This is a genomic window from Moorena sp. SIOASIH, from assembly GCF_010671925.1.
GTDB lineage: Bacteria > Cyanobacteriota > Cyanobacteriia > Cyanobacteriales > Coleofasciculaceae > Moorena.
The window spans coordinates 804,126-825,742 of sequence record NZ_JAAHIH010000001.1; the positions used below are offsets into that span (position 1 = coordinate 804,126).

General features: G+C 42.6%; 11 protein-coding genes. 9 read left to right on the forward strand and 2 right to left on the reverse strand.

All coding sequences use genetic code 11. The features are described 5' to 3' along the window. Nucleotides 1–359: 359 nt before the first annotated feature. Nucleotides 360–509, reverse strand: coding sequence for a hypothetical protein (locus F6J90_RS03625; protein WP_293091123.1), 150 nt, complete (start codon nucleotides 507–509; stop codon nucleotides 360–362). Nucleotides 510–779: 270 nt separating this feature from the next. On the opposite strand from F6J90_RS03625, the gene F6J90_RS03630 reads away from it, so the two are divergent. Further along, nucleotides 780–3,002, forward strand: coding sequence for a Na-K-Cl cotransporter (locus F6J90_RS03630; protein ID WP_293091124.1), 2,223 nt, complete (start codon nucleotides 780–782; stop codon nucleotides 3,000–3,002). Between the two features lie 189 nt (nucleotides 3,003–3,191). Here F6J90_RS03630 and F6J90_RS03635 read toward each other — a convergent pair whose 3' ends face one another. Then, on the reverse strand, nucleotides 3,192–3,641 hold the full coding sequence (locus F6J90_RS03635) for a response regulator (RefSeq protein ID WP_293091125.1): 450 nt from the start codon (nucleotides 3,639–3,641) through the stop codon (nucleotides 3,192–3,194). A gap of 621 nt (nucleotides 3,642–4,262) precedes the next feature. On the opposite strand from F6J90_RS03635, the gene uvrB reads away from it, so the two are divergent. From uvrB to F6J90_RS03675, 8 genes are all read left to right on the forward strand, one after another. After that, nucleotides 4,263–6,263: an excinuclease ABC subunit UvrB gene (gene uvrB, locus F6J90_RS03640; RefSeq protein WP_293091126.1), complete on the forward strand. Its 2,001-nt coding sequence runs from the start codon at nucleotides 4,263–4,265 to the stop codon at nucleotides 6,261–6,263. Nucleotides 6,264–6,731: 468 nt separating this feature from the next. Beyond that, complete coding sequence (locus F6J90_RS03645) at nucleotides 6,732–10,748, forward strand: CHAT domain-containing protein (protein ID WP_293091127.1); 4,017 nt, start codon at nucleotides 6,732–6,734, stop codon at nucleotides 10,746–10,748. A gap of 87 nt (nucleotides 10,749–10,835) precedes the next feature. Further along, nucleotides 10,836–11,315 (forward strand): MEKHLA domain-containing protein, encoded by a 480-nt coding sequence (locus F6J90_RS03650; protein WP_293091128.1) that lies wholly within the window; start codon nucleotides 10,836–10,838, stop codon nucleotides 11,313–11,315. 495 nt (nucleotides 11,316–11,810) lie between these two features. Beyond that, complete coding sequence (locus F6J90_RS03655) at nucleotides 11,811–14,804, forward strand: response regulator (protein WP_293091129.1); 2,994 nt, start codon at nucleotides 11,811–11,813, stop codon at nucleotides 14,802–14,804. A gap of 118 nt (nucleotides 14,805–14,922) precedes the next feature. Then, entirely contained in the window at nucleotides 14,923–17,142 is a 2,220-nt protein-coding gene (locus F6J90_RS03660; RefSeq protein ID WP_293091130.1) for a CHASE domain-containing protein, read from the forward strand. Between the two features lie 421 nt (nucleotides 17,143–17,563). Further along, nucleotides 17,564–19,891 carry a response regulator gene (locus F6J90_RS03665; RefSeq protein ID WP_293091131.1) on the forward strand — a complete coding sequence of 776 codons (2,328 nt, stop codon included), beginning with the start codon at nucleotides 17,564–17,566 and terminating at the stop codon, nucleotides 19,889–19,891. Nucleotides 19,892–20,161: 270 nt separating this feature from the next. After that, entirely contained in the window at nucleotides 20,162–20,287 is a 126-nt protein-coding gene (locus F6J90_RS03670; protein ID WP_293091132.1) for a hypothetical protein, read from the forward strand. A gap of 468 nt (nucleotides 20,288–20,755) precedes the next feature. Further along, on the forward strand, nucleotides 20,756–21,616 hold the full coding sequence (locus F6J90_RS03675; RefSeq protein WP_293091133.1) for a substrate-binding domain-containing protein: 861 nt from the start codon (nucleotides 20,756–20,758) through the stop codon (nucleotides 21,614–21,616). Nucleotide 21,617 lies beyond the last annotated feature (1 nt).

A 21,617-nucleotide genomic window follows, 5' to 3' on the forward strand; every position in this document is an offset into this window, starting at 1 on the left:
TGACCTGCATATCAATCTTCTGTTTAGAACTTCCAGACGCTGTCGGGCAATTCCCCGGAGACGAAACCTTAGACAGGCTCGCCTTTATAAGCGACAGTCTGTGAGTCATAAGTTTAAGTTATATGAAATAAGGCGAGCCTGTCTTACGGTAACTTCGTTCCCCGTTAAATGGGAGATTATAACGGGAGACCCCTTGCCCGTTTAGTTGGGTAATTATTGGTCATTGAGCAAAAAATGTCTTAAATTCGTGATTGGGGTGCATAAAGTTGGGAATTTAGCAAGTTAATTCTGTAGTCAGCTTAAAAGACTGTCAGATTAAAAGACTATCGTTTCTGTTCTCTTCGTTTCATTAGCAGTTTCTACTTGTTTGCCCAAAACCCCATGACAGCAGTTAGTCCTGTGGTGTGAAATTCATCCAATGTTGAACCAAAAGCCCAGGCTACCAACGTTGTAACATCCTTGAGTTGCAATGTCGGTGGCTTGGGTGTAGAACTGGTGGAGCTGTTCATGAACCATTATCAATTCACCAACTGGCATTGTCTGTCAAGGGCTTGAAAAATTTTCCAGCTATACCCCCATCAACAATGCATTTACAACAAAGTATGAACATCTCTGGTATTTCACTTAGGACGCTTCGCACTTGCTTGGCCTCAGGGCTATTTTCAAGTCAGAAACCCATGGGCGTTTCGCCGACACCAAAGGAATGAAAATCTCTGTTCTCTATTCCCTATTCCCTATATTCAGATTAGCTTAATGCACTATATTCGTGTTTTAGACATATGAAGTTACTGTTTGGTCGCCGCTCATCTTCTGTTGTCGAGCCTACTCAGGAAAAAACTTCAGGTTTGGGAACATTCGGTGGGGTCTATACTCCGTCGATTCTGACCATCCTGGGGGTTATTATGTACCTGCGCTTTGGTTGGGTACTTGGTAATGTTGGTTTAGTGGGTACCCTCATCATTGTTACCCTCTCCACCAGTATTACCTTTTTGACGGCTCTGTCTATTTCTGCGATCGCAACTGACCGCATTGTTAGGGCTGGTGGTGCGTATTACATGATTAGCCGTTCCCTAGGAATTGAAACTGGCGGTGCCGTAGGAATTCCCCTTTACTTTGCCCAAGCTCTCTCAGTCGCCTTATACACTATTGGTTTTGCCGAGAGCGTAGTTCAGACCTTTCCCCACCTCAACCAGCTTTATGTAGCGCTAATTACTACTATTTTAGTGGCAATACTGGCTTTGACTTCCGCTAGCCTCGCCATCCGCATTCAATACTTTATTATGGCTGCGATAGTGCTATCCCTGATTGCTCTGTTCGTCGGTAACCATGATTACCCTTATGATGTAGCTAATGTTGAGCTGTGGGTGACCTCCAAAGAATCCTTCTGGGGTGTCTTTGCTGTCTTCTTCCCTGCCGTGACCGGTATCATGGCTGGGGTGAATATGTCCGGTGATCTACGCAACCCCATCCGCGCCATTCCCATCGGTACTCTGGCAGCAGTAGGCACAGGATATGCCGTTTATATGATCGTACCAATTATTCTATCGATGCGGGTGGGGGGAGATGCCCTAATTGCCAATCCTCTGATTATGAGGCAGATGGCATTTTGGGGTCCGTCAATCCTACTCGGGGTATGGGGTGCTACTCTCAGCAGTGCCTTAGGGAGTATTCTGGGTGCTCCCCGGATTTTACAGGCACTAGCTAGAGATGGGGTATTACCCCGTTGGATGCGATTTCTAGGTACGGGTAGTGGACGAGATGATGAACCACGGATTGGTACCGCTGTAACGTTGGGAATCGCTACTGCAGCAGTTTGCCTTGGTCAATTAGATATCATTGCACCAGTGCTAAGTATGTTCTTTCTGACCACCTATCTGGTGTTGAATGTAGCAGCTGCCATTGAGGGCTTTTTGCAAAGTCCTTCGTTCCGACCCTCCTTTAAAGTTAACTGGTTTCTGTCACTGTTAGGGGCATTGGGTTGCCTGATCGTAATGTTTTTGATCAATGCCTTTGCCACAGTGGCAGCAGCTGTTATTGTCTTAGGGGTTTACCTTTGGTTACAGCAGCGGGAACTGCGCACGGCTTGGGGGGATGTACGCCGGGGCATTTGGATGGCACTGTTGCGCACTGGTATTTTTCAGATTAGTCATCACCCTGATCCCAAAAACTGGCGACCCCACATCTTGGTGCTGTCGGGAGCTCCCACTAAACGATGGTCTTTGATAGAGTTAGCCGATGCTCTGACCCATAATCGCGGTTTAGTGACCGTTTCGAGTATTTTACCCAGTAGTTCCCATAGTGTTGCTAAGCAGGCAAAGTTAGAACAAACCATCAGTGAGTATCTGGAACGGCGTAGTGTACAAGCTCTAGTGCGCTTGGTAACAGCACCGGATCCCTTTACCGGAGCCCGGCAACTGGTGGAAACTTACGGTATAGGACCACTAGTTCCCAATACAGTTTTACTGGGGGATAACGAAACCCTTAGCCGTCGCCAGCCTTACTGTCGCTTGATTACTCACATACACCAGGCAAAGCGTAATGTAGTGATTCTGCGGGAAAATCGGGAGCAGGGTTTCGGTAGTCGTCAACGGATTGATGTTTGGTGGGGCGGTAAGCAAGCCAATGGTAGCCTGATGTTGCTCCTTGCCTATCTATTGCGCAGTGACCTGAAGTGGCAAAATGCTGAGATTTACCTCAAGTTGGTGCTTCCTAATGAAATAGCAGCTCAAGCGGCACGGGCAAACCTAAGTAATTGGGTGAAACAGTTGCGGATTGGGGTTGTTTGTCAGGTGCTGGTTTCCGAAGGGCGTTCTTTTAATACTATTCTTCATGAGTCATCCGCTGATGCTGACTTAATCTTTATGGGTATGGCTATACCAGACGATAAGTTTACTCAATATTACGAAAGCTTACAGCTAAAAACTGCTGGTCTTCCTACCATTGTGTTTGTACTGGCTGCCCCTGGGTTTGCTTTCCATGAAGTTCTCAGTGAAGATTTGTAGTATACCAACAGCAATTGAAAATTGTTAATTGCCAATTGACTATTACTATCAAGTCCGATTAATCACTGCTCAAATATTATCGGAATTTTTGGTAATAGATAAGGGATAATTGGTAATCGCCAACTACCAATTATCCCTTATCTATTACCTATTACCTATTACCCAATCAAGTTCAGGAATTGGCAATGCTTAATTTTTGGGTGGCAGTTTAACAATACTTAGCCAGAAGTTTTCAATTGACTTCAATACTTTAAGAAACTGCTCTAATTCAAGGGGCTTAGTGACGTAGGCATTGGCGTTTAGCTTGTAGCTTGTGAGGATGTCCTGGTCAGAATCTGAGCTGGTGAGAATAATCACGGGAATCAGACTCAAGTTTGGGTCTGATTTGATCTGTGCTAACACTTCACGACCATCCATCACTGGTAGATTCAAATCCAGCAAAATTACGTCGGGACGGGGTGCCTTAGTATAAGGGGACTCTCGACGTAGAAATGCCATAGCTTCCTTACCATTGGTAAACGTCTGGATATTGTTGCGAATATTGCTATTTTGTAAAGTAGCTTTGGTCAGATCTAAGTCACCAGGATTGTCTTCCACTAGCAATATTTCAATCCGCTGACTAGCATTTCTATAGTTCATAATTACTAAAAAAAAGTTTTTTATGTTGAGATTAAATTAATCAAACTTCCTGGAGTTTAGACTTGATTTATTTTAAAATTAATACCACATAGACTTATCGATACTAATTGGGTCGTTATCAGGTTTAATCGTTACTAATAATACCCTTCGTTATTATCGATTAACCATTACAAAATTTTAGAATTAATATGTGTAATTTTTTTATAAAATTGCTAGTATTGCCTAATAATTGCGAATATATTCAATATTTTTAATCCTAAATTAATAAGTATTGGTTCAAAAAAGCTTAGCTGATTAAGGATAAGATAAAAATGCTCTCCACTTAAAGATGGGAGAGTCGATGGTAAATGATAAACGGTGATGGCTATAAAATTGGTATAATTACCCATTAATCATTACCCATGACCTATTATCCTTTATCCGTAAGGATCACCCTTTAAGGGATTAGCAGTTAACCAGATAGTTTTTATCCTCCCCTCCGGATTTTGGACAAGTCTTAAAACTATCTATTGACTTTGGGTAATAATCTATCCATCACTACCTATAAATGTAGAAAAATTATGATGAAATTATAGATAGTATTTATACGGATTTTTTTTAGCTGTGCCAGAAGCGTCTAAGATGCTATTTAACCTCGAAGCCCCTTTTCAACCAACAGGGGATCAACCCCAAGCTATTTCCCAACTCACCACTTACCTCAAGGCTGGCAACCGTATCCAAACTCTACTGGGTGCTACAGGAACAGGCAAGACTTTCTCCGTGGCATCGGTAATTGAAAAAGTCGGCAAACCTACCCTAGTACTTGCCCACAACAAAACCTTGGCTGCCCAGTTATGTAACGAATTGCGGGGGTTTTTTCCCGATAACGCGGTGGAGTATTTCATTTCCTACTATGATTACTACCAGCCGGAAGCTTATATCCCGGTCACTGACACGTACATCGAGAAAACCGCGTCAATTAATGATGAAATTGATATGCTGAGGCACTCAGCTACGCGATCGCTTTTTGAACGGCGGGATGTAATTGTGGTGGCTTCCATTAGCTGTATCTATGGCTTGGGTATCCCCTCAGAATACTTAAAAGCCTCGATTCCTCTGCGGGTGAATACCGAAGTTGACCAACGCCAACTCTTACGGGATTTAGTCTCAGTACAGTATTCCCGGAATGATTTAGACTTGGGACGCGGAAGGTTCCGTCTGAAGGGGGATGTTTTAGAAATTGGTCCGGCTTATGAAGACCGAATTATTCGGGTAGAATTCTTCGGAGATGAAATTGATGCTATTCACTACGTTGACCCAGTTACGGGTGGGATTTGCCAAAGTGTAGAGGGAGTAAATATTTACCCTGCTCGTCACTTTGTTACTCCCGATGAACGGTTGGAAGAAGCTTGTAACGCTATTAAGGCAGAACTTGAGGAACGTTTGGCTCAATTGCAGCAAGCTGGGAACTTGCTAGAAGCGCAACGGTTGGAACAGCGTACCCGCTATGATTTGGAAATGTTGCTCGAAATTGGTTACTGCAATGGTGTGGAAAACTATTCTCGTCACTTGGCTGGACGCCAGCTTGGGGAACCACCAGAGTGTTTGATAGATTATTTTCCCGAAGATTGGCTTTTGGTAGTGGATGAATCCCATGTTACGGTGCCGCAAATTCGGGGAATGTACAATGGCGATCGCGCTCGAAAGCAAGTGTTGATTGACCATGGCTTTCGCTTACCCAGTGCAGCAGATAATCGACCCCTGAAGGCAGAGGAATTCTGGGCAAAGGTGAATCAGTGTATTTTTGTCTCTGCTACTCCTGGGGATTGGGAGATGGAAGAATCTCAAGGACGAGTCGTGGAACAGATCATTCGTCCTACCGGAGTGCTTGACCCAGAAATCTTTGTTCGTCCTACAGCAGGTCAAGTAGATGATTTGTTGGCTGAGATTAAGCAGCGGGTGGATTGTCAGGAAAGGGTGCTGATAACAACCTTAACCAAGCGCATGGCTGAGGATTTGACAGACTATCTGCAAGAACGGGATATTCGGGTAAGCTACTTACACTCGGATATTAACTCTATTGAACGGATTGAAATCTTGCAGGCGTTGCGCCAGGGTGAATTTGATGTATTGGTTGGGGTTAACTTGTTGCGAGAAGGGTTAGATTTGCCGGAAGTCTCTCTGGTAGCAATTTTGGATGCGGATAAGGAAGGGTTCCTCAGGGCAGAGCGATCGCTTATTCAAACTATAGGCAGAGCAGCACGTCATGTCCGAGGGCAAGCCATTATGTATGCTGATACCCTTACAAAAAGCATGAGAAAAGCGATTGATGAGACTAATCGCCGTCGTAAGATTCAAATTGAATATAATATCAAAAATAACATTGTACCACAGCCGATTCGCAAAACCGCCAACAATCCGATTTTGACATTTTTGGATGTCTCCCGACGGTTGAATTCCCAACAGTTGGAAGCGGTGTTTGAACAGGTGGATGATGTACCTTTGGAGAAGATTCCGGAGTTGATTAATCAGTTAGAAGAACAGATGAAGGAAGCAGCAAAGACCTTGGAATTTGAAACGGCAGCCAAGTTACGCGATCGCATTAAGCAGCTGCGGGATCAACTGCTAGGTAATCGAAGTTAAATAAGATTTTTTAGACTAACAGGAGTTGGAGTAATTATTGGTTTAGGGCTATTGAGGCAAGCAGACACGCCCTAGAGTATGGGTTTACACTCAATTATATATAGTTTAATATGTAAAGTCAAGTATGTAAAGTTTTGTAACAAAAACCAAAACTCTGCATAAAAGGGAGGCATTAGCCCTGATTAATACATAGTTTAAAGGAAACTGACATGCTCGATATTTCCCAAAGATTAAACTAAGTGTCCTCATCCCAAAGCGGATTTCTCCCAAAGAATGAAGCGGTGCGACCCCGGTCGGCTTTCCCGACAAGCGTGAACGCGCACCAAGAGAGCAGTAGAGCTTTGATACCAAACCCGCTCTAGTCACTCCCGTTCAATCTAGGTCTACTTTGTTGAAAAGGGTGTATTCGACCCAGATTCCCTATAAATTCCATAACTTATGAGACTAACATTGAGCTGTCTTAACCTGTTGACCAAGATCATCGGTAAGGGAAAATGGGCAGCAAGTAAGTTTTTCCTGCTTGTTTGTTCTTCAACCTATTTGACCTGTTGCCCGTTGCCAACCCCTGTGCAGGCGCAACCGATAGTTGAAGCCAACGATGGTACTGGTACTGTTGTCAACCCTGAGGGTAACCAATTCAACATTGATGGCGGTAAGCTGTCGGGAGATGGTGCGAATCTCTTTCACAGCTTCCAGAAATTTGGTCTGAGTGAAGGTCAGATTGCCAACTTTCTCTCTAATCCTAATATCGAAAATATCCTAGGGCGAGTCACTGGTGGTGATGCTTCTGTAATTAATGGCTTAATCCAGGTTACAGGGGGTAATTCCAATTTATTCCTGATCAACCCCGCCGGGATTGTCTTTGGTGCTGGTGCCAGCATCGATTTACCTGCTTCTTTTACCGCCACCACCGCTACTGGTATTGGTTTTGATGGCGAGTGGTTTAACGCCTTTGGTAGCAATGACTATGCTTCTTTGGTAGGCAAGCCCAATACTTTTGATTTTGCTGTTTCCCAACCAGGTGGGATCATCAATTTAGCGGATTTAGCAGTTAAAGAGGGGCAGAATTTAACCTTAGTAGGTGGTACTGTGATCAGTAATGGCACTCTTACTGCCCCTGGTGGTCAAGTTACTATTGAGGCTGTGCCTGGAAAAAATTTACTCCGTATTTCCCAGCGAGGTAATATTCTGAGTTTAGAAGTTTCCCCCTCTGCCACTGTTCCCTTCACTCCCCTTTCCCTACCGGAACTGCTGACAGTTGGCGGCGGTGATGCTACAGCAATTGAGGTAAATCGTGATGGTACCGTACAACTGATCGGTTCTGGTATCCAGGTCGAAGATGGCGATGTGGTGGTGCAGGATATCAGTGCTGGTCAGCAAGTAGTTATTGAAGCAGAAGGTAATATTCGGACAGCATCAATTACTTCCGATGGTGGAAGAATTTTCCTCAATAGTAGACAAGGAGAGATTGATACTAGTAGTGGCACACTGGATTCAACGGCGGTAAGTGGTGATAGTGGAAATATTGACCTGAAAGCAGAAGGTAATATCACTACCGGGAGTCTCAATGCTTCCAGTAATAATGGTAATGGTGGTGATATTACTGCTGTTAGCGATAGAGGAAGTATTGATACTAGTGCTGGGGTAGTTGATTCTTCCTCTGTGGAAGGTAAAGGAGGAGAGGTTCAATTATTCGCTACCGAGGGAAGTATTAATGCTGGTGATATAAATGCTGCTAGTAGTAATGGTGAGAGTGGCAATGTTACTCTTGTTGCTGGTAGTGACATCAATACAGAAAATGTTACTGGTGGGGAGATTAGTATCATCAGTAGCACGGGTGCTGGAATAGATACTAGTGCTGGTAAGGAAAAAGATACTTCTACTATTACTTCCATTCTAGGTTTCGGAAAGCAGAATTTCACTACAACAAGTTCAGACTCTCTAGTCTCACAGCCACCTGAACCTCCACCTTTGGTGGCTATAGAGCCACCCACGATTGAACCTCCTTCAGTCATCGACCCAAAGCCATTACCACCGCTACCACCAGAACCACAGTTAGATAGTCAACCACTACCACCACCACAACCTCCAACAACAGTAATTCTTGAACCTGTAAATCCTGTAAATCCTTCAAATCCTTCCCCAACAACACCATCAGGAAGGTCAGACAATCAAAACTCTGCCTTGCCAACCCAGGTTAATCGATCAGATTTGGCGGTCAATCAGAGCAAGAGGTCAAACAAGACTCAAGCAATGGAACTAGAACGACTGACAATCCTGGTACTGGAAATTCGAGAGTGTCTGGCAGAAGAACAATTACTCATAAATTCTCAAGGATTTTCATTACAAGTTGCTGCAAAAGATTACAATAAAGCGGCCGAATGCTATCATAAAAACTTAGAATTTGCACGAAAATTTGGCGATAAATTGCGAGAAGCAAAAGCTTTACATAACCTCGGAGTAACTCACTATATTTTGGGAGACTATGGCAAAGCTATAGACTATCATAAGCAGCATTTTAATCTTGCCCAATCAGACCCAAACTTAAGAAGAAAACCACAAGCTTTTAGTGGTTTAGGAGCCGCTTATGGCGCAATAGGAAACTATGACAAAGCTATTGAATACTATAAACAGGGTCTAGAACTAGTAAACTCAACCAATGATTCTGAGATGGAAAGGAATATAGTAAGCAATCTCGGATTGGCTTACTACGCTAAGAAGCAATATACCAAAGCACTTGAATACAAAGAAAAAAGTTTAGCGATCGCTAAAACATCCGATAACCTACCTGGAAAGGCAAGAGCATTATCTAATTTGAGCTTGCTGTACTATACCCTGACCAACTATAACCAAGCAATTGAATACTCTCAGCAGAGTTTAGCGATCGCACAAAAACTGCAAGATAACTATGGAGAGTTAGTAGCCCTAGAAAATTTGGGAATAATTTACTATGCTCTAGAAGACTACAACCAAGCAGTAAACTACCAACGCCAAAGTTTAAAAATTGCCAAGCAACTAGGTGATCGCCACGCCAAGGGACGAGCTTTAAGCAACTTAGGTGATGCTCTCTACAAAGCCGGAAATCCTCAAGAAGCAAATGAGGCTCTATTTGCTGCCATTGAAATTTGGGAGTCTTTGCGGTCAAACTTAGGCAGCAATGACCTTGAGAGAGTATCAATATTTGAAACTCATCAAACAACTTATAGCGCTTTACAAGAGTATTTAGTAGAACGAAAACAATTCAATCAAGCCCTAGAAATTACTGAAAGAGGAAGAGCAAGAGCTTTTGTTGAACTATTAGCAAGAGGTTTATCAGAGTCTGAACCAAACCTCAAAACTAATAAACCGATTGCCCCTCCGAACATCAAACAAATTAAAAAAATTACCGAAGAACAAAACTCGACAATAGTTTTATACTCTCTTATCAAAGAAGTTGTCGAAGCCGAAGGTGTGCGGCAACTTCAAGACAAAGAGCTTTACATTTGGGTAATTAAACCTACAGGTAAAATCGCTTTTAGTCAGGTTAATTTAACTAATCTGGAGACATCTCTTGACAAATTGGTTCGTATCACTCGTAAATCGATTTTTTTCAGAAGAAGCCCAGCCCTAGTTGATTTAGTTCCCAGAGAAAGATTGACTAAAACAGAGAGAGCTGGTCAAACTGAACGATTAAAACAACTGCATCAACTGCTCATTGAACCAATTGCCGAACTCTTACCTACTAATCCGGAAGCTCGTGTTACCTTTATTCCCCACGAATCTTTGTTTCTAGTACCTTTCCCAGCACTACAAGACGCTTCTGGTCAATACCTGATCGAAAAACATACTATGCTCACTGCTCCCTCGATTCAGGTGCTGGATTTAACTAACCAGCAACGGCAACTGGTTTCTGGAGAAGAGATGCTAGTAATTGGTAATCCCACTATGCCTCAAGGTTTGCCCCCTCTTCCTGGAACAGAAACAGAAGCGCTAGCGATCGCTGAGATGTTCAATACTCAAGCCCTGATTGGCAATCAAGCCACCAAGAAAGCAGTAGTTGAGCAAATGCCAAGGGCAAAGATCATACATCTAGCTACTCACGGCTTACTGAATGACTTCCAGAGATTAGGTTTACCAGGAGCGATCGCCCTTGCTCCGACTAAAACAGATAAAGGTTTTCTCAGCGCCAGTGAAATACTCGACTTCAAGCTTAGAGCTGAGTTAGTAGTTTTAAGCGCTTGCAACACTGGTAGCGGTAGAGTTACCAGTGATGGCGTGATTGGATTATCCCGTTCTTTAGTTGCTGCTGGTGTACCCAGTGTGGTTGTTTCTCTCTGGAAAGTACCTGATGACTCCACAGCTGACCTGATGATTGAATTCTATCGCCAGCTACAACAAACACCTGACAAAGCAGTTGCTCTGCGTCAAGCCATGCTTACGACTCTTAAACAGTACCCAAATCCAGTGGAATGGGCGGCTTTTACCCTGATTGGGGAAGCGGAGTAATCAAGGAGTTGCAGGAGTTCAGAATCACAGAGTTTTGGATTACTATAGTTCCCTAAGGGTGATAAATCTTTGCACAATAATAAACCGATGAACACTGAGCTCCAATTTCCTTGGCAACAAGACCCAGTAATTCGCCAGAGCGAACGTCTAATCAATAGCTTTCATCATTGGACAGGGCGTTCTCTAATCGATACCAGTGGCTCACCTATCGAAATTGCACAGGCACTATTTGAAGCTCCCTTTGCCGTCCTCTCTCACAACACTGAATCAGACCCCATTTACAACTATGGCAATCGGAAAGCTTTGGAATTGTGGGAAATGGATTGGAACCAATTTACCCGAATGCCTTCGAAATATTCAGCTGAGCCGATGGAAAGGGAGGAGCGCTTACGCCTGCTTAACCAAGTGACAACCCAGGGCTATATTAGCAACTATCAAGGTGTCCGCATTTCTAGCACTGGTAAACGGTTCCAGATTTCAGATGTTATCGTCTGGAATCTCATTGATGAGGAAAATAAATATTGTGGTCAAGGGGCTACGTTTTCCCAGTGGATACCGATTAATTGACGATGTCGCGCACTTAAATTGTCTATTTTTTGTCTATTTTTGAGTAAGCGGTAAAAACTCCAACGCCCTCTCCCTTGCTCGTTAGCACCCATAGTTTTCGAGCAGGGGGGCAGATAGAGAAATAATTTTTAGCATTAATAGTGCTAATTTATAGTGCTAATTTATAGTGCTAATTCATAGTGCTAATTCATAGTGCTAATTCATAGTGCTAATGTAAGCTGACAGCTGTCAGCTTAAAACAAACCTCGTTCGCGTAGCTTGCCCATCGCCCATTAGCTGATAGCTTACGTGCTAATTCAGATTAGATGCCTCACAGGTTACTTGCCCTTCTTGCAGTATCTTCCCCCACTTCCCGTCTCTTCCCCATCTCCATAAATCATCCCGCTACAATTACAACGCCGTTATTTGGGTCGGACTAGTCGGGAACTCTATATGTAACTGGTATATCTAACTGGCCTCACAGAAGTCCATGTTGTTCAATGAGTCTAACCCTAAATGATTACAGCTCTAGGGTATTCCATCACTGAGTCAATCGAATCTGGCACTAGAACTGTACTTGGTATTGCCTATTGGTGGCATGATTTAGCCAAGTCTTACCTAAAGACCTTCCTCATCTTGATCACTCATCAAACCGAAAGCCATATTGGGAATGAAAACTATGGAATAAAAACTATGATAAAAGCCAGGCTTGTCGGCAAAACTAGATTGCCCAAACCATTTGTTTGGACAGTCATTTTTATCTGCATTTTACCCTATCTTCTGCATCAATTAGGGGTTGATTTTAGTACCCATCAGGAACTGTTTGACCTCTCGGCAGCCTCTGAATGGGAACCCCATCAAATTAATGATGCCATGTACTCAGTCCTGTCCGGAAGTTTTGTACACACACTCCTGGAGTGGAGTGCTGTCTGTACAGCGTTTTTTACGGTTTGCTTAGCCTTTACGAACTACAGCATCACTAAAGACCCAATCCTTCCTATCATCGGCGTATCACTTTTTTTTGCTGGTGTGATGGATGCCTTTCATACTCTGGCTGCTGACCGCTTAATTGATGCTGTCGCCGATAATCGGAATTTAATTCCATTTACCTGGGCACTCTGTCGGCTTTTCAATCCACTAATCCTGATTCTAGGAACTAGCCTTTTCTTAAGGAGAAGCTGGGTAGAAAAAAACCAAACCAGGAGCTTGGGTTTTGTCATTATTGTCAGCTTGGGGTTTGGGTTGATTGCCTATGGCATAATTCACATCTGTGCAACCAGCGAGATTCTACCGGAAACAACATTTCCCAACTCCATTATCACCCGACCATGGGACATCCTGCCATTGCTTCTGTTTATTGCTGCTGGCATTTTTATTTACCCAAGCTTTCACCAACGGTATCCCAGTCTTGTCTCTTACTCCTTAATTGTGAGTACTATTCCCGATACAGTCGCCCAACTCCACATGGCTTTTGGTTCACAAGCACTGTTCGACAGTCATTTCCAAATCGCCCATTTCCTCAAAATTATTGCCCACCTTATTCCCCTAGTAGGATTAATACTAGAATCTCAGGGTACTTCTTGTACACTAGATCAGCTCAATAAACGTCTGATAGAAGAGATTGCTAAACAACAACAAACAGAGGAAAAATTGCAAAGGTCAATCAAAGAATTATCAGATTTCAAGTATGCTTTAGCTCAAGGATCAATCCTAGCCATTACTGACCAAAAAGGGGTAATTACCGATGTCAATGAGCGGTTCTGTCAGCTCTCTCAATATTCTAGAGAAGAACTGATTGGACAAACCCATCTACTGATCAATTCCAATTACCACCCCAAGGAATTCTTCCGAAACCTCTGGTCAATTATTGCCAGTGGTCAAGTTTGGCGGGGAGAAATTAAAAATAAAGCCAAAGATGGCACCTATTACTGGGTCGATACCACCATCTTACCTTTCTTGGATGATAGAGACAAACCTTACCAGTATTGGGCGATCAGAACCGATATTAGCGATCGCAAACAAGCTGAGGAAGACCTAAAACAGGCAAAAGAAGCAGCAGTTCGCGCTGCGGCGCAAAGCGCAGTTGCCAACCGCGCCAAAAGCGAATTTCTCGCCAACATGAGCCATGAACTGCGCACCCCTCTCAATGGCATCCTCGGTTACACCCAAATCCTGAAACGCTCCAAAACCTTGACTCCTCAGTCTCTCAAGGGGATTGACATTATCCATCAATGTGGTAATCATCTGCTCACCCTGATTAATGACATTTTAGACCTGTCCAAAATTGAAGCTGGTAAAATGGAACTCTACCAGACAGATTTTCATTTTCCGTCTTTTCTTCAGAACCTGATTGACATCTGCAAAATCCGAGTTCAAAACAAGGACATTTTGTTTACTTACCAACCCCTTTCTGAACTTCCCAACGGCATCCATGCTGATCAAAAACGCCTGCGACAAGTGCTGATTAACTTACTGGGTAATGGGATTAAGTTTACTGACACTGGAGAAATTAAGTTTACAGTAAGTGTCCTTAAATCCAGGGAAAAGGAGAATGGACACATCAACAATAGCCAAGAACTGTTAACAACAATTCGATTTAAAATTGAAGACACCGGTATTGGCATGAGTCCGGAACAAATCGAACGGATATTTTTGCCTTTTGAGCAGGTGGGGAATCCCTTAAATAAAGCACAAGGGACGGGATTGGGATTAGCCATTACTCAGAAACTGGTTCAGATGATGGGGTCTAAGTTAGAAGTAAGCAGCCAGTTGGGCATTGGCACTGTGTTTTGGTTCGATTTGCACTTAAAAGAAACCACAGCTGTATCCAAACCCATGACTCCTAACACAGGGATTATTGGCTTCAAAGGTCAGCCACCCACAATTCTGGTGGTGGATGATAAGCAAGAAAATCGCTGGGTGATTGTCAATATGCTGGCTCCCCTGGGATTTGAACTAGTGGAGGCTAGCAATGGTCAAGAGGCTTTAGAGGAAGCCACAGCATTTCCACCAGATCTGATTATCACTGACTTGTTGATGCCACAGATGGATGGCTTTGAGATGATCCGACAGTTACGACAATCCCCCCAATTGCACTCAAAAGTAGTGATTGCGTCTTCGGCTAGTGTATTTGACACTGACAAGGAAAAAAGTAGTGAGGCTGGAGCGGATGATTTTCTGCCTAAACCAGTAGAGGCAGAAAAGCTACTAGAGATGTTACAAGTGCATCTGAAACTGGAATGGATTTATCAAGCAAAGCAGGAAGGAGGAAGTAGAAAGAAGAAAAACATCTCATCTCAAACCATAGAGATTGTCCCTCCTCCAGTCGAGAAACTTTCCCAACTTTACGATCTGGCTAGGGCAGGCTTAATCAATGACCTTTTAAAACAAATCGATAACCTAGAAAAATCCGATCCAAACACTATTGATTTTGTCCAACATATCCGTGAATTAGCTCAAAATTTTCAGTTGAAAAAAATTCGAGATTTTCTTAAAGACTATATTCAGTGAATTCAGAAGATGCCTTTTTAATTTCATAACAAGTTATCTGTAGCATATTTTTTAGATTTCAGAGACTAATTACAAACAGTAAGCTTGATGCCATAAGTGACTAAACAAATAAAATTTTATGAATAAAAACAAACTAATTAAGACTCTACTAAATCTCCAAAAAACAGTCCATTCTCTGCCCCTAGCACTCACTATTTTTACAGGGGTTATGTTTTCCCTACTAACGTTCATGGGAACTTGGAATTTGGAAAACAAAACCATCGAAAAAGAGTTTGAACAAGATGCAACCGATATTGTTTCCTTGCTCCAAAGAAGCCTTGACAAAAATCTACAACAACTGGAATCGATTGTTGGGGTCTATGCTGCCTCCGAAAAAGTGACTCGTCAGGAATTTCGGACGTTTGTCAAGCCTTACTTGTCAAATCATTCAGATATTCAAGCCCTAGAGTGGATTCCTTGGGTACCCCATGAGCAACGAGCCGCTTACGAACAAGCTGCCAAACAGGAGGGTTTTCCTAACTTTAAAATTATAGAACAGAATCCTCAGGGAGAGCTGATTAAGGCTAAACCCAGAGAAGAGTATTTTCCTGTCTATTTTGTTGAGCCATACCACGATAATGAGACAATGTTGGGTTTTGACCTAGCCTCGAATTCTGTCAGTTTGGAAGCTTTGCAATTATCACGAGATAGTGGCAAAGCGATCGCCACCCCACCCATGATATTAATGCATAAAAGCACCCAGCACCAACTAGGATTCCTAATTTTATGGCCAATTTATCGACAGAATACACCTACTAATTCAGTTATATCCCGTCGCCAAAATCTGGAAGGTTTTGCCTCAAGTGCGTTTTTGATTGGAGACGTCGTAGATAGGGCTTTAGAGTATCTACAACCGAGGGGGATTGATGTTTACCTGTTTCACGAATCTGCGCCAACAGAGGAGCGATTGCTCTATACCTATTCATCTAGTACACCCAAAGCATCAAAGGACTTGAAGGAGGAAGACTTTGCTAGCCTCAGAAATGGGTTACACCATACTGTAATTCTTGATGTCTCAGGACAGAAATGGTTGATTCTGTCTAAGCCCAATTCCGAATATATCGGGAGTCGAAGAACCTGGTATCCCTGGACTGTTTCGTTGGGGGGACTATTACTTACCATATTGCTGGCTATCTATATTAGCGATCGCATCTCAGCAGTAGCAGCACTGCTCGAGAGTGAAAGACAGCTAGAACAGCGAGTTGAGCAACGGACAGTGGAACTCCATAAAGCCAAAGAAGCAGCAGTTCAAGCAGCAGTGCAAAGTGAAGCTGCCAACCGTGCTAAAAGTACATTTCTTGCCAACATCACCCACGAAGTCCGTACTCCCCTCAACGGTATTTTGGGTTACGCTCAAATCCTGAAACAATCAACTAACCTAACGGCTAGCGACAAGAAAGGTATTGATATTATCGAGCAGTGCGGCTCTAATCTGCTCAGCCTGATCAATGAGATTTTAGACCTCTGTACAATTGAAGCTGATAAATTAGAACTCCACTCCCAAACGGTTGATTTTGGTACCTTATTGAAGGACATCGTGGAAATTTGTCAGGTGAAAGCAGAACAAAAGGGTATTTCCTATAGTTACCAAGCAAATTCTCGACTACCTAGAGCAATTAATGTTGACGAAAAACGCTTGCGACAAGTGCTGATTAACTTACTCGACAATGGCATTAAATTTACTGAAACAGGGGGAGTAACCTTTAAGGTTAGTGTCCTTGAATCAAGGAAAAATGCCAAAAATGAAACAACAAATAAACTCCAACAGATTACCACTATTCGCTTTCAAGTAAAAGACACGGGTATTGGGATGAATAGCGAGCAATTATCTAAACTATTTTTGCCATTTGAAAAGCTAGATAACACCTCTGGTTATGTGGAAGGAACTGGACTGGGTTTAGCAATTACTCAGAAACTTGTCAAGATCATGGGTGGCGAGATTAATGTCGAGAGTAACCCAGGCCAAGGTAGTATTTTTACTATAGATTTAGACGTACAAACTTATCCAGAATCCGATCAAATCAAATTTACTAAAAATCAGCAAAAAATAGTTGATATTCAAGAACAAAATAATAACAGTATATCAGTGAAAACAACAGAAATTGTTAGTCCTCCAAAAGAAAAACTAGTCTACCTCTACGATCTGGCTATGTCAGGCTTAATCAATGACCTTTTAGAGGAAGTCGATCAGCTAGAACAAAATGATGAGATATTTATACCATTTTCCCAAGCTATCCGTCAATTATCCGAAAAATTTCAAATTAAAAAAATTCGAGAATTCATCAAACAATACCTGTAACGTAATGGATGCATCTCATATTTGTAAAAAAGAAGGGAAGTGTGGGGAGGGTGGGGAGATAGGGAGATGGGGAGATGGGGAGATGGGGGAGATTTTTATTAATGGTAATTGTTATAACATGATATTATGCTTCTATTTTTTTGAGTGTTTTTGCATGCATTTAGATGCACCATAAAGTAATTAGATAAACCTGGTGAATAACACTATAAATGCCAAGTCAATGAAGCAAGGGAAATTGATAGCAGACTGAAACTGTTACTTGGGTAGCACTGGTTGGGAATTCTATAATATAACTATTGTATTTACCACTTTATTTACAACTGTATGTACAACCCCACAATCATTAAATAATTCCCAATAGTTGATTGAGTGATAAAAGACAATGGCTGCCTCTCCCTTGAGGAGGATATGGAGAAATGATATGACTAAATTAAAAACAGACTCAACCACCGAATCTTCATTGTCAAAGACGGTTTCAACCAACTCATCCCAACCTTTAACAGGTCCCCTTGTCTGGTTCAGAAAGCAGCTAAATCGCCTTAATATCAGTCAAAAGATTGCCTATGGGTATGGTATTGCCCTTGGGATTGCTGTTCTGGGAACAACAGTTGGACTCCTTATTGGCAATAACTACCAAAACTATGCCCAGAACTTAAGAGAAGATGCTTTAGAAGAAAGCGAGCTTCTCATGGAATTGCAACGTCACCTGCTGGAAATACAAATACACCATCAATACTTCGCTGTTTTGTTCCAGCAACCAGACATTTTTAAGGAAGAGTATTCTCGTTTTAAAAAGCATTCCCGATTAGCCCAGCAAAACTGGTTAGCATTAAAAGAATCTTACAAAAATCCAGAGGTGGATGAGGGATCAGAGGAAGTTGAACTTTTCAATAACCTTATCAAAAATTATGACAGCCTAATACAAGTATACACCCAACGGGTAGAGGCACTATTGCAGCCAATCGATCCGTCGAATTTGAAGCCAGAAGAAATCGAGACAGCCCACAAAAATTTTCTAGAGTTAAGCAAGAGTCATTTAGGGCTAAACCTCAGGAGTTTCGTCTATGATCTTGAGGAAATAATAGAGGAGGTTGAGGAGGAAAGACCACATGCCAAAGCTGTGCTAGATGCTTCTGAAAGGCTTCGGACTCGAATCATTTTGATAACCATGATCCTATCAATTTCAACCGCAGCCCTATTAGCCTTCTATACCAGTAAAACACTGTTAGCAGCTCAAGAAGTAGAAATCCAACGTCAACAGCTCCTGAGCCAAGAATTACAAGGGGCTAAAGAAACCGCTGAAATTGCCAACCGTGCTAAAAGTGAGTTCCTGGCCAATATGAGTCATGAACTGCGCACCCCCCTCAATGGCATCCTCGGCTATACCCAAATCCTCCAACGCTCTAAAATCATGAGTCCTGAGGAACTCAAGGGCATCCGTGTCATCCACCAATGTGGCAACCACCTACTGACCTTGATTAACGATATTTTAGACATTTCTAAAATCGAAGCCAGGAAAATGGAACTGTACCCAAGCAATTTTCATTTTCCCTCCTTTCTAGAAAATCTAGTTGATATCTGCCGTATCCGCGCTGATCAGAAGGAAATTTCCTTTAGTTACCAACCCCAGAATCAACTCCCCAATCACATCCATGGCGATGAAAAACGCCTGCGACAAATACTAATTAACTTACTGGGTAATGGGATTAAATTTACTGACACTGGAGCAGTCACTTTCAAGGTCAATGTCTTGGAATCAAAGCCCTTAACAACAAAGGAAGACAAAAAGCCAAACAACCATGGACTGATCAGAACAATTCGGTTTCAAATTGAAGACACCGGTATTGGTATGAGTCCGGAACACATCGAACGCATAGTGTTGCCCTTCGAGCAGGTGGGGAATCCCTTAAGTCGAGCCGAAGGCACCGGATTGGGATTAGCCATTACTCAGAAACTGCTTGAGATGATGGGGTCTACTTTGGAAGTGCAAAGCCAACTCGGTGTTGGCAGCGTATTTTGGTTCGATTTGGACTTGCCAGAAGCGACAGGGGTAACTGATGTGATTGTTCCTGATCAGACAATTATTGGTTTCCAAGGCAAAGAGCGCAAAATTCTGGTGGTCGATGATAAACCAGAAAATCGCTGGGTACTGGTGAATCTGCTAGCTCCCCTTGGCTTTGAACTAAAAGAAGCGAGCCATGGTAAAGAAGGTTTAGAGAAAGCTAAACAGTTCCAACCAGATCTGATTATTACTGACTTGTTGATGCCACAGATGGATGGTTTTGAGATGATCCGACAGTTGCGAGAATCCTCCCAATTCTCATCAGTACCAGTGATCGCTTGTTCAGCCAGTGTGTTTGATGATCACCAGCATCACAGTATTGAGGCTGGAGCAGATGATTTTCTGCCCAAGCCAGTAGAGTCAAAAAAGCTATTAGAGACGTTACGGGAATATCTGAAACTAGAATGGGTTTATGAAGAAGAAGAAGATAAAGATACAAAGGTAAGCAGCAAGGCACCCTCCCCCCTCAAAACTGAAAACTCGATGGTGCCGCCCTCAAAAGAAGCACTAGACCACCTGTACGATCTGGCGAAGACTGGCTTAATTAGCGAGATTTTAAAACAAGTGGAAATCCTGGAAAAATCTGATGATAAGTTAATCCCGTTCAGCCAACATCTCCGTCAATTAGCCGAAGACTTTAACCTCAAGAAAATTCGACAGTTTATTCAGCAATATCGGGATAAATAATAATTATAGCAAAGGGAGCAGGGAGTAGGGAGTAGGGAGTAGGGAGTCGGGAGTAGGTAGTATAGGTAATAAAATTGAATGTAGCTTATAAGTATAATAAACGCAATATTACAATTAACTATTACTAACCAATATAACTATTTTTGGTTAGTAAATTTTAAATAACAAATAGTTTATTTTTAGATATTTAAGTAATAAAAAAAAATATTAAATATTATCATGAAATACTGCATCAATACAGTGATAACAATCAATTTCAGTACTCAAAGAATGAAATATTATTACTGCTCCCTGCTCCCTGCTCCCTGCTCCCTGCTCCCTGCTCCCTGCTCCCTGCTCCCTGCTCCCTGCTCCCTGCTCCCTGCTCCCTGCTCCCTGCTCCCTAAACTCCAATAATTTGTAACTCACCCAAGTAAAAACTGCTGTAATATAACCAATGATATCCCATCGAAAAAGTGATGAAATAAACTAGAGATTAAGCTTAAACTGTTATTTTGGTAAGATTAGCTGGGAATTCTATAATATGATTATTGACTATTGTGGAATCCCACAACTGTAAACCATTCGCAAGAGCTTATCTTAGTGATAAAAGACAATGGCTGCATCTCTCTTGAGGAGGATATGAATAAATGATATGACTAAGTTAAAAACAGACTCAACCACCGAATCTTGATTGTAAAAAACGGTTTCAACCAACTCATCCTAACCTTTAACAGGCTCCCTTGTCTGCTTCAGAAAGGGTCGTGTTGCACTTTTATGCGATTGACTCTAGCACTAGAACCTAAGTTGCTCAAGGCATGTCTGAGGCTGACCAAAAACCCGTGATTATCAAAGGTAAAATTAATAGTTTATTGGAGATGTCTAATGAAGTTAAATAGCTGGTTCACCCTAGCTCTAGGGACGAGCCTAGCCATGTTGGTAAGCTGCACCCCCAACACCAACCAAGCCACCAATGTCCAACAAGCCCAGCAGGAAATCAAGATTACTGGGGCAGGGAGTCCCTATCCAGCAATGAAGGTATTAGCTACTGCCTATGAAGCCAAGACTGAAAACACAGTCATTACCTTTTTGCCAAAAAGTCAATCCCCTGGTGGAATCGCTGGCACTAAAGACAAATTGGTTGATATTGGTACTGTTACCAGGACTTTGAAACCAGAGGAGGATGATGGCTCTTTAGTATATCGGGAAATCGCCAAAGATGGTTTAGTAGTAGCAACTCACCCTAGTGTCGTAGGAGTAACCAATTTGCAAACCGAACAACTCAAGGCCATCTACAGCGGAAAGGTGACCAATTGGCAAAAGGTAGGGGGACCAGACGCAACAATTATCGTGCTGGATCGACATGAAGATGAGTCAGCCAAGAAACTATTGCGGAAATACTATCTTGGATCAGACCTCAAGAATGCTCCAGAAGCAGTGATTTTGCGCCACGAAGCTGATTTAATTGCAGCGGTCCAGAGTACACCCTACAGCATCGGTGCTTTCTCCCTGGCCTATGCGATCGCTAATCAGCTACCTGTGAACCGCCTCAGTCTAGATGGCGTGGAACCCACCCCCGAAAACATTAAGTCAGGTAAATATAAAATGGCGCGTCGCCTTGGCATCGTCTACCGCCAGACCCCCTCAGATATCTCCCAAACCTTTATTGACTTCGCCTTTAGCAAAGAAGGAGGCAACCATCTGCTCGAATCAGGGTTCATACCATCTAGCCAGGAACAGGAGTAGT